Genomic DNA, 13,592 nt, shown 5'->3' with positions numbered 1-13,592 from the left:
AGAAAGTTAATGAAAACAGTAACCGCTATCGCTCTGGCGTTGGGATTAACCACCGCGCTGGCGCAGGCTGCCGACGCGATCCCCACGGTCAAAATGGATCCGGCGCTGCACGACCGTTTGCCTGCCGATATTAAGCAGGCGGGCAAAATGATCTCTGTTAATAACGGTTCTTTTCCGCCCTATGAAATCGTGGAAGGGCCAGCCTCCATGAGCGGCGCCTCGGCCGATTTAGGCGAGGCGCTGGCGCAGCTGCTGGGCATAAAAATCGAGCATGCTACCGTCAGCGGGCTTTCCGGCGTGCTGGCCGGTATTAAATCCGGGCGTTATCAGCTGGCAATCGGCCCGATTGGCGACTATCCGGATCGCCAGCAAAAAAATGATTTTATCGACTACGTGCAGGAGTTTGTGGTATTCGCCGTACAGAAAGGCAATCCGGCAAAAATCAACGGCCTGGAAGATACCTGCGGCAAGCGCATTGCGGTGATGGCGGCCGGATCGGCGGAGCAGGTTATCCGCAAGCAGTCCAGGGCCTGCGTGACGGCGGGTAAGCCTGCGGTAACGGTGCAGTCGTTTACCGATCAGCCTTCTTCCATTCTGGCGGTGCGTTCAAAACGTTCGGACGCTTTTTTCTCTTCTCAGGCACCGCTGGTCTATTTTGTGGAGCAGTCGCATGGCCAGCTGGAGCTAACCGGACAAGGCAACAAAAACGGCTTTGGCGATATTTTCCAGGGGACGGTCGTGCCAAAAGATTCCGCGCTGGGAAAAGTGGTGCTGGACGGCTACAAAGTATTGTTTAACAACGGCACCTATGCCGCCATCATGAAAAAGTGGAAGCTGGACGGCAATATGATTAAGGTGCCGGGCGTCAATCTGGCACAAGGAGCAGCAAAATGAAACCGGCTGCCGCCAGAGAAGCAGAGCAGCGCGACGTGGCTTTTGCCCGGCCGAAACCGCGCTATGGCCGCATAGCTTGCTGGATAATCGTGTTGTGCGTAGCGGCCGACGCCGGCTGGCTGATAGCGGAAAACCCAAACTTTGAGTGGAGCGTGGTTGGCAAATGGTTTACCGAAGCATCGGTGCTAAAGGGGTTGCAGGTCACGCTTGGGCTGACCGTGGTCTCCATGATCCTGGGTACGCTGCTGGGTTTGCTGTTAGCGGTAGCCCGGCTCTCTGATAACGTGCTGTTAAGCGGTCTATCACGTCTGTATATCTGGTTCTTTCGCGGCACGCCGTTGCTGGTACAGCTTATCTTCTGGTACAACATGTCGACCCTGTTTCCCCACGTGACGCTGAGCATCCCTTTTGGCGGGCCGATCGTTGCCAGCTGGAACACTAACGATCTGATTACGCCGCTAACCGCCGCGATTGCTGGCCTGGCGCTTAACGAAGCCGCCTATATGGCGGAAATTATCCGGGCTGGTTTACAGTCGGTGGACAGTGGGCAGTTTGAAACAACCCAGGCCTTTGGCATGAGCCGCGCCCGCGCGTTGCGCCGCATTATTATTCCACAGGCGATGCGCGCAATTATTCCGCCAACCGGCAATCAGCTTATCAGCATGATCAAGGCGACGTCGCTGGTGAGCGTTATTGCAATGGGCGATTTACTTTATTCTGTCCAGTCAATCTATAACCGTACGTTTGAAGTGATCCCCATGCTGATGGTTGCGGTCATCTGGTATCTGTTAATCACTTCCGTGCTCAACGTCGGACAGTCTGCGATTGAGCGTTACTATTCACGAGGCGTTCGTCGCAGCGCCTCCGCCGCCAGGCGCCGCTGGCCGTCTGTTCCGCTGGTTAATCGCCTTTTGCTGCATAAGGAGGAGCTATGATCCAGCCGCTGGTACAGGCGCGTAACGTGCAGAAAAGCTATGGTGATAACAGCGTTTTAAAAGGCATCGATCTCGACGTCATGCCCGGTGAGGTTGTGGTAATTTTGGGGCCTTCCGGCTCGGGAAAATCAACTTTTTTACGCTGTATCAACCACCTGGAAGAGATGAGTGCCGGGTCGATTATGGTTAACGATCGGCAAATTGGCTACGAATTAAAAAAAGGACGGCTACAACGCCTTTCGGCGCGGAAAATAGCCCGGCAGCGCCAGGAGATTGGCATGGTTTTTCAACAGTTCAATCTCTACCCCCATCTGACCGTACTGCAAAATATTATTGAAGCGCCAACGGGCGTGCACAAACAGTCGCGTTCGGCCGCGGTAGAGTATGCCACCGAGCTGCTGGCAACGGTGGGCTTGAGTGATAAAGCGCATGCCTGGCCTCGTCATCTTTCCGGCGGCCAGCAGCAGCGCGTGGCTATCGCCAGGGCGTTAGCTATCCGGCCAAAGCTGATGCTGTTTGACGAACCCACCTCCGCGCTCGATCCGGAATTGGTTGGCGAAGTACTGGCAACTATGCGAACTCTTGCCGAACAAGGTTTGACGATGATAGTGGTGACTCACGAAATTGGCTTTGCCCGCGAAGCGGCCGATCGGGTCGTTTTTATGGACGGAGGCGTGGTGGTAGAGCAGGGGCCACCGGAAGAGGTACTGGTTAATCCGCAGCATCCGCGATTTCAGGCTTTTCTGCGCCGGTTTATCTGATATCATTCTGCGAAGCGCTGTGCAGATCTTACTCTGTTACAGGTTGCGGTTGTATTGACCAACGATCTGCGCGTTAATACACTTTATGGTTATTGACCTTTAACGGTCCGGTTAAAAAAGAAGGTGTGTATGGAAGGTATCAGTATTGCCAAACTGCTGATCATTGGTGCTCTGATTGTATTGCTGTTCGGAACCAACAAGTTACGCTCTCTGGGCGGTGATTTAGGGTCGGCTATCAAAGGCTTTAAAAAAGCGATGAGCGATGACGACACCTCCGCGAAAAAAGCGCCTGTCGCTGAAGAGAAACCGGCTGAACAGGTTGCTCACAAAGAGTAATTTCCCGCGAGAAGCGATAAAAAAACGGATGACCTGGTCATCCGTTTTTTGTATCTGTTGCAGAAATGTAATTTTTTATTTCACTTCCAGGCCTTTTGCCTGCATATCCGCATGATAGGAAGAGCGTACGAACGGGCCGCAGGCCGCGTGGGTAAAGCCCATTTCCATCGCCGCCTCTTTCATTTCGTCAAATTCGGCCGGACTTACGTAGCGCTGCACCGGTAAATGGTGACGGCTTGGCTGGAGATACTGACCCAGCGTCAGCATGGTCACGCCGTGACGACGCAGATCGCGCATGACTTCAACGATTTCAGCGTTGGTTTCGCCCAAGCCCACCATCAGGCCAGATTTGGTCGGGATTTCCGGATGCGCTTCTTTAAAACGCTCCAGCAGCTTCAGCGACCACTCGTAGTTAGCGCCGGGACGGACCTGGCGATAGACGCGCGGCACGTTTTCCAGGTTGTGGTTAAACACGTCCGGCGGCGTGGCGTTAAGGATTTCCAGCGCGCGATCCATACGACCACGGAAGTCCGGCACCAGCGTTTCGATTTTTATCGTCGGGCTTTTTGCACGGATGGCGGTAATACAGTCCGCAAAATGCTGAGCGCCACCGTCACGCAAATCATCGCGATCCACAGAAGTGATAACCACATAACGCAGGCCCATATCGGCAATGGTCTGTGCCAGCTTTTCCGGCTCGTTAGCGTCAGGCTGTACGGGACGGCCATGCGCCACGTCACAGAACGGGCAGCGGCGGGTACAGATAGCGCCGAGGATCATAAAAGTGGCGGTGCCGTGGTTAAAGCATTCTGCAAGGTTAGGGCAGGAAGCCTCTTCACAGACGGAGTGCAGACCGTTTTTACGCATTGCGGCTTTGATACCCTGAATGCGGCTGGAGTCGGCAGGGAGCTTGATCTTCATCCACTCCGGCTTACGTAAAATCTCGGTACGCTCGGTGACCACGGTTTTTACCGGGATCAGCGCCATCTTATCTGCGTCGCGGTATTTTACGCCGCGTTCCATCTGAATCGGTTTACTCATAATCTTGCAATTTCCAGGTTGGCGTGCGCTAGTCAGCCGCAAAAGAGCCGCGTGATCAATTTTTTTTGATAAAAGCGAAAAAATTATATCACCTTGCACCGCGAGTTTCAGCCGGGCCGACGGAGAAAATGTGACGAAATTGTAAAGTTAAGGTTGAGCCTGCGGCGTAAGCCAGTGTAGCGAGGTGATATCCAGCAGGTGCGTAAAGTGTTTTATCAGCAGCGGCTGCACATCGGCCAGCGTTACGCCGGGATGAAAAGCGCTGAGCTGGGTCATTTCAAGACCGGCATAGCCACAGGGATTGATACGTAAAAAAGGCGCGAGGTCCATATTTACATTGAGGGCCAGACCGTGAAAAGAGCTGCCGTTGCGGATCCGCAAACCAAGCGAGCAGATTTTTTTGCCGTCCACGTAAACGCCGGGCGCATCGGCTCTGGCTGCGGCGGTAACGTTAAAATGGGCCAGCGTATCGATAACCGTTTGTTCAATCGCGGTGACCAGCTGGCGCACGCCGATTTTGCGGCGCTTCAGATTAATCAGGACATACATTACCTGCTGGCCAGGCCCGTGGTAGGTAACCTGGCCGCCGCGATCGCTCTGCATAACCGGAATATCACCAGGCATCAGCAAGTGCTCCGCCTTACCCGCCTGGCCCTGGGTGAAGACGGGCGGATGTTCAACCAGCCAGATTTCGTCAGGCGTCTCTTCACCGCGCTGATTGGTAAAGTCGTGCATGGCCTGAGAAACGGGCCCCCAGGGCTGTAGCCCCAGCTGGCGAATAAGTAAGGTATCCTGATGCATAGCTGTTCCGGTCAGTTTTACAGCACCATACGGACGATTTCTATTTTGCCCAGCTCTTCATACAGCGTTTCCACCTGCTCAATGTGGGTAGCCGTAATGGTGATAGAAACCGAGTGGTAGTTACCTTTGCTGCTGGGTTTGACATCCGGAGAGTAGTCGCCCGGCGCATGACGCTGAACCACTTCAACTACTTGATCAACCAGCTCTGGCTGTGCCAGACCCATCACTTTATAGGTGAAAGGCGTAGGAAATTCGAGCAGTTCTTTAAGGTTGGTTTTCATAATGGCTCCGGTAAAGCTAAAACAAAGACTCCCGCCGCAGCGGGAGCCTGGATATAAATTCAATATGGGGCGCATTAAGACCGAAATCAAGCGCCCGTTGGCGGCTTAGCCGAACCAGTGATGGAACATCAGCTTGATGTAGTCAACGATGCGGCCAAAGAAACCGCCTTCCGGCATATCGTTCAGCACCACCAGCGGATGCTGCTCGATGGTTTTGCCATCCAGCTGGAAGTTAATAGTGCCGACAACCTGGTTTTTCGCCAGCGGTGCATGCAGTTCGGTATTGCTCAGCGTATAGCTGGCTTTCAGATCTTTCATGCGGCCGCGAGGGATGGTCAGGTAAACATCCTTCTGAACGCCAAGCTGAACGCGATCGCTGTTGCCGAACCAGACCGGCTCAGAAGCAAACTCTTTACCTGCTTTCAACGGCGCAACGGTTTCAAAGAAGCGGAAGCCCCAGGTCAGCAGCTTTTTGCTTTCGGTTTCACGGCCTTTATAGGTGTGGCCGCCCATCACTGCCGAGATCAAACGCATCTGGCCTTCGGTTGCCGAGGCGACCAGGTTATAGCCCGCCGATTCGGTGTGGCCGGTTTTGATGCCGTCAACGTGCAGGCTGGTGTCCCACAGCAGACCGTTACGGTTGGTCTGGCGAATGTTGTTAAAGGTAAAATCTTTTTCTTTATAAACGGCGTATTCATCCGGCACGTCACGGATCAGCGCCTGGCCAATCAGCGCCATATCGCGCGCCGAGCTATACTGGCCGTCCGCGTCAAGGCCGTGTACGGTCTGGAAGTGGGTGTTTTGCAGGCCAATCGCCTTAACATAGTTGTTCATCAGGCCGACAAAAGCGTCCTGGCTGCCCGCGACGTAATCTGCCATCGCTACGCAAGCGTCGTTACCTGACTGCAACACGATGCCGCGAGTCAGCTGGGAAACCGGTACGCGATCGCCCGGTTTCAGAAACATCAGCGAAGAACCTTTAAACACCGGGTTACCGGTAGCCCAGGCATCTTTACCTACGGTGACCACGTCGTCCTGGTGAATTTTGCCTGCTTTTACCGCCTGACCAATTACATAGCTGGTCATCATTTTAGTCAGGCTGGCCGGATCGCGGCGCGCGTCAGCGTTTTTTTCAGCCAGCACTTTGCCTGAGTTGTAGTCGATCAGGACATAGGCTTCGGCATCAATGTCCGGTACGCCGGGGATCATGGTTTTGATGTTTACATCTTCGGCATGGGCGAAGGTAGTGAGGCTAAGGGCAATCAGCGAACCAGCCGCCAGACGTTTAAGCTGTTGGGAAGAGGTCAGAATATTCATGTTGGGGACGACAACATCCATGGCTAAGTTAAAAAAAGTGACTCACTATAGCAAATGCGTTTCTGCCCGGCATCCGTCTTTACCTGCCGGAACGGCGTGGCGCAGACGGATTTCCGGACATCGGTCACATTTTACCAGACGCTGTGGTCACGAAAGAGGTAAGGCTGGCTTCGCTGGAAAGACGCTGCTGTAGCGCAGCGGCCTGTTGGCGCGAGGTAAAGTGGCCTAGCTGGACGCGATAAACGTTGCCGCGTGCGTCAACGCTTCCCGGTACGCCAAACTTTTTACTCAACGACGTCATCAGCTGTTGCGCTCGCGTTGCGTCGCTCAGCGCACCGGCCTGCACAACGTAAACCGTACCGCCTGTGGCCGCGACTGGCGCAGCAGCAACGGGCGCTGGAGCAGCAACGGGCGCTGCGGTTTGCGGAGCCGCTACGGGAGCGGGTTCCGGCTCGTTACCTTCCAGCACGCCATTAGGCAGCGGCTGCGGTGCGCCTAAAAAGCCGCTGCTGCGTACCGGCGCGCCCATATTGTCGTCGCTGCTGAGCGTGCTGTTATCAACAGGACGGGTTGCCGGTTCGGCTGGCGTTGCAGCAGGCTGCGTACTGGCTGACGAGGGATCCACGGCAGCGGCCCCCATCGTTACCATACCGCCGCTGAGATCGGGACGCGGCGGCAGGGCATAGTTCTGTTTCGCTACCGTGGTCCCAATAGTACCGGGGCCGGACAGCGAGCCGTCTGGCGCGACCTTGATATAGTCCACTTTTACGCGGCTATTATTGGAGATATTCAGGCGATCGCCGGCCGCTTTTGAGAGATCGATAATGCGGCCTGGCTTATAAGGCCCGCGATCGTTAACGCGCACCACTATCTGGCGGCCGTTGGCGAGGTTAGTCACGCGTACGTAAGCGGGCAGAGGCAGCGTTGGATGAGCGGCGGTCAACGCCTGCGAATCGTACGTCTCGCCAATGGCGGTACGCGTACCGTCCGCTTCTTCGCCATACCAGCTTGCCAGCCCGGTTTCGCTAAAGTTGTCCGGGTTTTTCACAATGCGGTAGTTCTGGCCGTTAACCCGATAATCCTGGTTGGCATTCGGGCTAAGGGGTTCGTAGCGCGGCTCCACGCCGCCAATTTCCACTACGGGACCGTTATAGGCCTGCTGTTGGGTAACAGGCGCCTGCTGTTGTTCAGTAGTACAGCCAGCCAGCAGTGCCGCCGTCAGGCCAATCCAGAGCCAATCCTTACGCATATAAGCCTCTTAAACGCTTTTTGACAACAGTTTACGGTGGGTGTGAATCGACATGATAATGCCAAATCCGGCCATCAGGACGATAAGGGCGGAGCCGCCATAGCTGACCAGCGGCAGCGGGACGCCAACCACCGGTAATATACCGCTGACCATACCAATATTCACAAAAACATACACAAAGAAAATCAACATCAGGCCGCCTGCCATGACTCTGCCGAAGGTGGTTTGCGCCCGCGCCGCCATTAGCAGGCCGCGCATGATCACCAGAATATAAAGCACCAGCAGCACCAGCACGCCCACCAGACCAAGCTCTTCGGCCAGTACGGCAAAGATAAAGTCCGTATGGCGTTCGGGTAAGAACTCCAGCTGCGATTGCGTGCCGTGCAGCCAGCCTTTGCCGCGCAGGCCGCCGGAGCCGATGGCAATTTTAGACTGGATAATATGATAGCCTGCACCCAGCGGGTCGCTTTCCGGATCAAGCAGCATCATCACGCGGTCGCGCTGGTAATCATGCATTAAAAAGAACCAGAGTACCGGGACAAAGGCCGCAACCAGCAGCACCGCGACCAGAATCAGCTTCCAGCTCATACCGGAAAGAAACAGCACAAACAGCCCGGAAGCCGCAATCAGGATGGCCGTGCCGAGGTCGGGCTGCGCGGCGACCAGCAGCGTAGGCATAAAAATCAGCACCAGCGCGATGGCGGTATTTTTTAACGTCGGGGGGCAGATGTCGCGGTTAATAAAGCGCGCGACCATCAGCGGCACGGCGATTTTCGCTATTTCCGAAGGCTGAAAGCGCACGATGCCCAAATCCAGCCAGCGCTGCGCGCCTTTACTGATGTGGCCAAAGGCATCAACGGCCACCAGCAGCACCACGCAAAGAATATAAAGATAGGGTGCCCAGCCTTCATATACGCGCGGCGGGATCTGCGCCATGACCAGCATAATAACGATACCCATCGCTATCTGGCCCAGCTTGCGCTCCATCATGCCCGGATCCTGGCCGCTGGCGCTCCAGATCACCAGCGCGCTGTAGACCAGCAGGGCAGAGATTAAAATAAAAAAGGTGGGATCGACGTGGATTCTCGTCCAGATAGTGCTTTTCTGATGACGATCGTTCATGGTTATTCGCCTTCGTAGCCAGACGGCACCGGGGCGGCGTCTGGCAGGTTAGTATTGTTGTCCCCGAGCATAATGTGATCGAGGATTTGACGCATGATGGTGCCCACTGCCGGACCGGCGCCGCCGTTTTCCAGGATCATCGCCACCGCCACGCGCGGCTTGTCATAGGGCGCGAAAGCGGTCATCAGCTTGTGGTCACGCAGCAGCGCGGAAATTTTATGGGCGTTATAGGTTTCGTTCTCTTTCAGACCAAATACCTGAGCCGTACCTGACTTGGCGGCGATTTTATACGGCGCGTCAGCAAAGCTTTTGCGCGCCGTCCCGTTTGGTCGGTTTGCTACGCCGTACATACCGTCTTTGGCAATTTCCCAGTTACCGGAATGAATGTCGGCCACGGGCGGAATGTCGGGCTGTTTCCAGGGCACTCTGACGTTGTTTAGCGCGTTGGACATCATCAAATGCGGCGTACGCACCACGCCGTCATTAATCAGAATCATCATCGCTTTATTCATCTGCACCGGGGTAGCCGTCCAGTAACCCTGGCCGATGCCGACCGGAATGGTGTCGCCCTGGTACCAAGGTTTTTTAAAGCGCTTCATCTTCCATTCGCGGGTAGGCATATTGCCTGCGGTCTCTTCCACCAGATCGATCCCGGAAAGATGGCCATAGCCAAATTTGCCCATCCATTCGGAAAGGCGATCGATGCCCATGTCATAGGCGACCTGATAGAAAAAGGTATCGGCCGACTCTTCCAGCGACTTCGTGACGTTCAGATGGCCGTGCCCCCAGTGTTTCCAGTCGCGAAACCGCTTTTCAGAGCCGGGAAGCTGCCACCAGCCGGGATCGAACAGGCTGGTGTTCTTGTTAATCACCCCGGCAGAGAGGGCGGAAACGGCAATATAAGGCTTCACCGTAGAGGCGGGCGGGTAGGCGCCCTGGGTCGCGCGGTTAATCAGCGGCCGGTCAGGATCTTTCAGCAGCTGGCTATAGTCCTTACTGCTGATACCGTCGACAAACAGGTTCGGATCGTAGCTTGGCATGGAAACCATGGCCAGGATTTCGCCGTTGCGCGGGTCGGTTACCACCACGGCGGCGCGGCTACCGGCCAGCAGCGTTTCGATATACTGCTGCAGTTTAAGGTCGATGGTGAGCCAGATATCCTGGCCGGCCTGCGGCGGCTGCTCGTGCAGCTGTCGGATAACGCGGCCGCGGTTATTAACCTCTACCTCTTCGTAGCCGGTTTTGCCGTGCAGTAAATCTTCGTAATAGCGTTCGATGCCCAGCTTGCCGATATCGTGCGTGGCCGCGTAGTTCGGCCATTTGCCTGCTTTATCCAGCCGGTCAACGTCGCGATCGTTGATTTTGGAAACGTAGCCAAGCACGTGGGTCAGGGCAGAGCTGTAGGGATAGTAGCGGCGCTGGTAGCCCTTCACCTCTACGCCGGGAAAGGCGTACTGGTTGACGGCAAAACGGGCAACCTGCACTTCATTCAGGCCGGTTTTAAGCGGAATAGAGGTAAAGCGGCGCGAGCGCTTGCGCTCTTTTTCAAAAGCGACAATATCTTCGTCGGTCAAATCGACCACCGACCGTAGCGCCAGCAGCGTTTTTTCCAGGCTTTCGACCTTTTCCGGCACCAGCTCAATCTGGTAAATGGTGCGGTTTAGCGCCAGCGGCGTGCCGTTGCGGTCAAAGATAATGCCGCGGCTGGGCGCGACGGGCACCAGCTTGATGCGGTTCTCATTGGAACGGGTACTGTAATCGGTATAGCGAATAATTTGCAGATGGTAGAGGTTAGCGATCAGCACGCCGGAAAGCAGTAAGATGCCGAAAAAAGCGATCATTGCCCGCCGAACAAACAGCGTCTGTTCGGCGGTATAGTCACGAAAGGCGTTACGTTGTAATTTCATCCGCTGCTTTAATCTGTCCCGTTAAGCTCTATTCGCGATGGTAAGGATGGTTGGTCGTAATACTCCATGCCCGATAAAGGCTCTCTGCCACCAGCACGCGTACCAGCGGATGAGGCAGGGTCAGCGCGGAGAGCGACCAGCTCTGCTCGGCTGCCGCTTTGCAGGCCGGTGCCAGTCCTTCCGGGCCGCCGATCAGCAGGCTGACATCGCGGCCATCCTGCTTCCAGCGCTCCAGCTGCGTAGCCAGCTGCGGGGTTTCCCACGGCTGGCCCGGAATATCCAGCGTGACGATGCGGTTGCCTTTACCCGTGGCGGCCAGCATCGCTTCGCCTTCTTTTTCCAGAATGCGTTTAATGTCGGCGTTTTTTCCGCGCTTGCCGGCCGGCACTTCGGTCAGCTCAAACGGCATATCCTTGGGAAAACGACGCAGGTATTCCAGAAATCCGGTTTGCACCCAATCCGGCATTTTGGTGCCGACGGCGACCAGCTGCAGCTTCACTCGTTAACTCCAGAGTTTTTCGAGTTCGTAGAGGCGGCGGCTCTCTTCCTGCATGACGTGCACAATAACATCGCCGAGGTCGACCACAACCCAATCAGCGGCTGCTTTGCCATCAACGCCGAGCGGCTTCAGGCCCGCGGCGCGCGATTCCTGCACGACGTGATCGGCGATAGACGCCACGTGACGCGTGGAGGTGCCGGTACAGATAATCATGCAGTCGGTAATACTGGATTTGCCCTGTACGTTAACAGACACAATATCCTGGCCTTTCAGGTCATCGATTTTATCAATGACAAATTCCTGGAGTGCTTGACCTTGCAAAAGGTTCCCCTCTGAATACGGTTAGAACGAGATGGTTTTCCGCCAGGCGGAAAGACTATTATCCCATGTCGGCGCGGAAGATCCACGATCCTGTACTGAATAATTGTGAGCTGATGTCGCTGCTCGCTAAAAATCCTGGCAGCGGAGGATAACAGCCCCGGCCTGAGAGTCAATGGCGGCGGCGCTTCCTTTACTTTAGAAAAAGAGTGAATACGTGGGCAGGAGGTAAAGCGGAAGAGGGGATTACCTCTTCCGCTGGCGTTAACTATTTATCGGTAATAACCAGGTCAGGGAAATGCGCTTTTACGCATTCGGCATAATCGCCCTTTTTAAATGCGCTATAAGGTGTCTGATAACCCACCAGTTTACAGGCATAGCTCTTGCCGCCAGGATTTTGCGCGCTGTAGTCCCAGTTCTCTTCCCAGTAGATGGGTAACGCGCCGGCACCGCCTTCCGCAAACTGTTTCATATTTTTACAGCCCAGCACCTCACCCTCGGCAATCGGTACATTCAGCTCTTTGGCAAAAGCTTCGTAGTATTTAATACGGTTGAGTGACTGAGCCACCTCGACGCTGCCGCCGCACTCGACGCCGCCGTTGATAATCTGCGTGGTCACGCCAAAGCCAGGCACCAGGCCATCCGCTTTATCCTGCGCGTTAGGCTGCCATGTTCCATCAATAACAAACTGCATGCTGGGTTTCGGCGGCTGCGGATAGATATAGAAGAAGATGGCGCTGGCCAGGTTCAGCCACGTATCGGCTACCAGTTCTGGTTTATCAAGCAGCACGCGCACGTCGCCATACATCGCCTCTGAGAACGGGCCATAGTTGTAGTTGTAGCTAAGCTGCTTGGCACCACGGCCAAAATAGCTCAGATAGCGGCCTTCTTTATCCTTGCCGCACGGCCAGGCTTTGCCCTGCCAGGTATCCGGATTACATTCGCCGTTGTAGCCGTTCGGCTGGCCTTCAACCCAGCCCATCTCACGTACCCAGTGCAGGCCCTGACGCCATTCAGGCACGTCGCCATGAACATTGTGTTCGCCGGTTTCCTGGGAAAAGTGCGCAAACATGGTTGCCAGCGTTTTGCGGCAGATCTGATCTGCATCACGACCGTCGGTATAGTCGCCGCAAAGACGAGGGAATTTACCCACGGCCTTCAGGAAATTATCGTAGGTATAGGCGGCGTCGCGGCGTGGGAACAGATAGTCCCAGCGTGCGGCATCAATAATTTTTTCCACGCGCTGCACGTTGGACGGATTATCTTTTGCGCCAGCGGTGATTTTTTCTACCCGGTCGTTGTCCAGCGTGGCAATAGAAGCGATGACTTCGCTCATCAGGCCACCGCTGGTCAACTGCGTTTCTGCTTTTTCCAGCTCGCTGCGGGAGAGCTTCATCGTGGCTTCTGGCTGACTGCCGTCGGCATCATCGCTGCCGTTGCCGGTATAGAGAGACCAGGCAGATGCCCAGCCGTGGCCAACGCCAGGCTCATAGGCCAGCGCGCTGCCGCTACACCAGGCCGCGACCCCTTCTTTACAGATATAATCTTTGCCGGCGTTGCTGACGATATCGCCTGATTTATAAGCCGTGCCTGCTACGTAAGGCGGGTAGTCGGACGGGGTTACATCCGGTAGCGGATCGGGTTCCGGTGTAACGTCGGGGGTCGGCTGCGGCGTCACATCTGACTCATTGTCAGGCGTGCCGTTGTCCTGCACCAGCTCCCACGGCGTTTCCCATGGATTAGCGACTATTGCATCCGGACGCTGGCCTTCGCCCACCCACCATTTGGCGTGATAAGTTTTACCGTCCAGCGTGACGTAAGATCCTGCGGGATAAGTTTGCTGTGGGTTATACAGGTCGTGAGCAAAAGCATTACAGGAAATGGCTATACAGCTGGCAAGCAGTAATTTTTTTATACATCTTTTTTTTCGTTCAATCTTCATTGTATTAGTCCCAAACTGAGGTCTGATTTTAATAAAAGCGCGGTTATTTTTTATTGGCAGGCGACAGGCGGGATTTTAAACAGGGAATATCTGCACGGGAAATTATTAATAATTAATTTACGGTGCTATTAATATGAATAAGAAGAGATAAGATTAATCTTGATGGCTGTTTTCGATGCGGGATATTTA

Annotated in this window: 14 protein-coding genes; 4 read left to right on the top strand and 10 right to left on the bottom strand. The window is 55.0% G+C overall.

Translation table 11 applies throughout. The features are described 5' to 3' along the window. The first annotated feature begins 9 nt into the window (after positions 1-9). The 4 genes from ACMGGR_RS15220 (at position 10) to tatE (ending at position 2,926) form a co-directional block, all read left to right on the top strand. Positions 10-894 (top strand): ABC transporter substrate-binding protein, encoded by an 885-nt coding sequence (locus ACMGGR_RS15220; RefSeq protein ID WP_246761461.1) that lies wholly within the window; start codon positions 10-12, stop codon positions 892-894. Then, positions 891-1,829 carry an amino acid ABC transporter permease gene (locus ACMGGR_RS15215; protein WP_414147247.1) on the top strand — a complete coding sequence of 313 codons (939 nt, stop codon included), beginning with the start codon at positions 891-893 and terminating at the stop codon, positions 1,827-1,829. Before ACMGGR_RS15220 ends, ACMGGR_RS15215 begins: the two co-directional genes overlap by 4 nt. After that, complete coding sequence (locus tag ACMGGR_RS15210) at positions 1,826-2,590, top strand: amino acid ABC transporter ATP-binding protein (RefSeq protein ID WP_246761463.1); 765 nt, start codon at positions 1,826-1,828, stop codon at positions 2,588-2,590. The genes ACMGGR_RS15215 and ACMGGR_RS15210 overlap by 4 nt, the downstream gene beginning before the upstream one ends. Before the next feature lie 129 nt (positions 2,591-2,719). Next, a complete protein-coding gene (tatE, locus tag ACMGGR_RS15205; protein WP_147196202.1) occupies positions 2,720-2,926 on the top strand; it encodes a twin-arginine translocase subunit TatE in 207 nt (68 codons plus the stop codon). Between the two features lie 75 nt (positions 2,927-3,001). Here tatE and lipA read toward each other — a convergent pair whose 3' ends face one another. From lipA to ACMGGR_RS15155, 10 genes are all read right to left on the bottom strand, one after another. After that, complete coding sequence (gene lipA, locus ACMGGR_RS15200; protein ID WP_246761464.1) at positions 3,002-3,967, bottom strand: lipoyl synthase; 966 nt, start codon at positions 3,965-3,967, stop codon at positions 3,002-3,004. 147 nt (positions 3,968-4,114) lie between these two features. Next, positions 4,115-4,768, bottom strand: coding sequence for a lipoyl(octanoyl) transferase LipB (lipB, locus tag ACMGGR_RS15195; protein ID WP_414147246.1), 654 nt, complete (start codon positions 4,766-4,768; stop codon positions 4,115-4,117). 17 nt (positions 4,769-4,785) lie between these two features. Then, positions 4,786-5,049 (bottom strand): DUF493 family protein YbeD, encoded by a 264-nt coding sequence (ybeD, locus tag ACMGGR_RS15190; protein WP_158783723.1) that lies wholly within the window; start codon positions 5,047-5,049, stop codon positions 4,786-4,788. A gap of 105 nt (positions 5,050-5,154) precedes the next feature. Then, on the bottom strand, positions 5,155-6,366 hold the full coding sequence (gene dacA, locus ACMGGR_RS15185) for a D-alanyl-D-alanine carboxypeptidase DacA (RefSeq protein WP_246761466.1): 1,212 nt from the start codon (positions 6,364-6,366) through the stop codon (positions 5,155-5,157). 124 nt (positions 6,367-6,490) lie between these two features. Continuing rightward, positions 6,491-7,615 carry an endolytic peptidoglycan transglycosylase RlpA gene (gene rlpA / locus ACMGGR_RS15180; RefSeq protein ID WP_246761467.1) on the bottom strand — a complete coding sequence of 375 codons (1,125 nt, stop codon included), beginning with the start codon at positions 7,613-7,615 and terminating at the stop codon, positions 6,491-6,493. Positions 7,616-7,624: 9 nt separating this feature from the next. Next, a complete protein-coding gene (gene mrdB / locus ACMGGR_RS15175) occupies positions 7,625-8,737 on the bottom strand; it encodes a peptidoglycan glycosyltransferase MrdB (RefSeq protein ID WP_246761468.1) in 1,113 nt (370 codons plus the stop codon). Positions 8,738-8,739: 2 nt separating this feature from the next. Then, the gene (mrdA, locus tag ACMGGR_RS15170) at positions 8,740-10,644 is read right to left on the bottom strand and encodes a peptidoglycan DD-transpeptidase MrdA (RefSeq protein WP_246761469.1); all 1,905 of its coding nucleotides are present in this window, start codon (positions 10,642-10,644) and stop codon (positions 8,740-8,742) included. Between the two features lie 28 nt (positions 10,645-10,672). Further along, positions 10,673-11,143, bottom strand: coding sequence for a 23S rRNA (pseudouridine(1915)-N(3))-methyltransferase RlmH (gene rlmH / locus ACMGGR_RS15165; protein ID WP_246761470.1), 471 nt, complete (start codon positions 11,141-11,143; stop codon positions 10,673-10,675). A 3-nt stretch (positions 11,144-11,146) separates the two neighbouring features. Then, positions 11,147-11,464, bottom strand: coding sequence for a ribosome silencing factor (rsfS, locus tag ACMGGR_RS15160; protein ID WP_246761471.1), 318 nt, complete (start codon positions 11,462-11,464; stop codon positions 11,147-11,149). 265 nt (positions 11,465-11,729) lie between these two features. Continuing rightward, a complete protein-coding gene (locus ACMGGR_RS15155) occupies positions 11,730-13,403 on the bottom strand; it encodes a glycoside hydrolase family 19 protein (RefSeq protein ID WP_414147245.1) in 1,674 nt (557 codons plus the stop codon). Between the last annotated feature and the right edge of the window lie 189 nt (positions 13,404-13,592).

Origin of the sequence: Erwinia sp. BNK-24-b (assembly GCF_047456155.1) — a bacterium.
Lineage (GTDB): Bacteria > Pseudomonadota > Gammaproteobacteria > Enterobacterales > Enterobacteriaceae > Erwinia > Erwinia phyllosphaerae.
The sequence above is the reverse complement of the archived record's forward strand: the minus strand, read 5'-3'. Positions and strand labels throughout refer to the sequence as shown.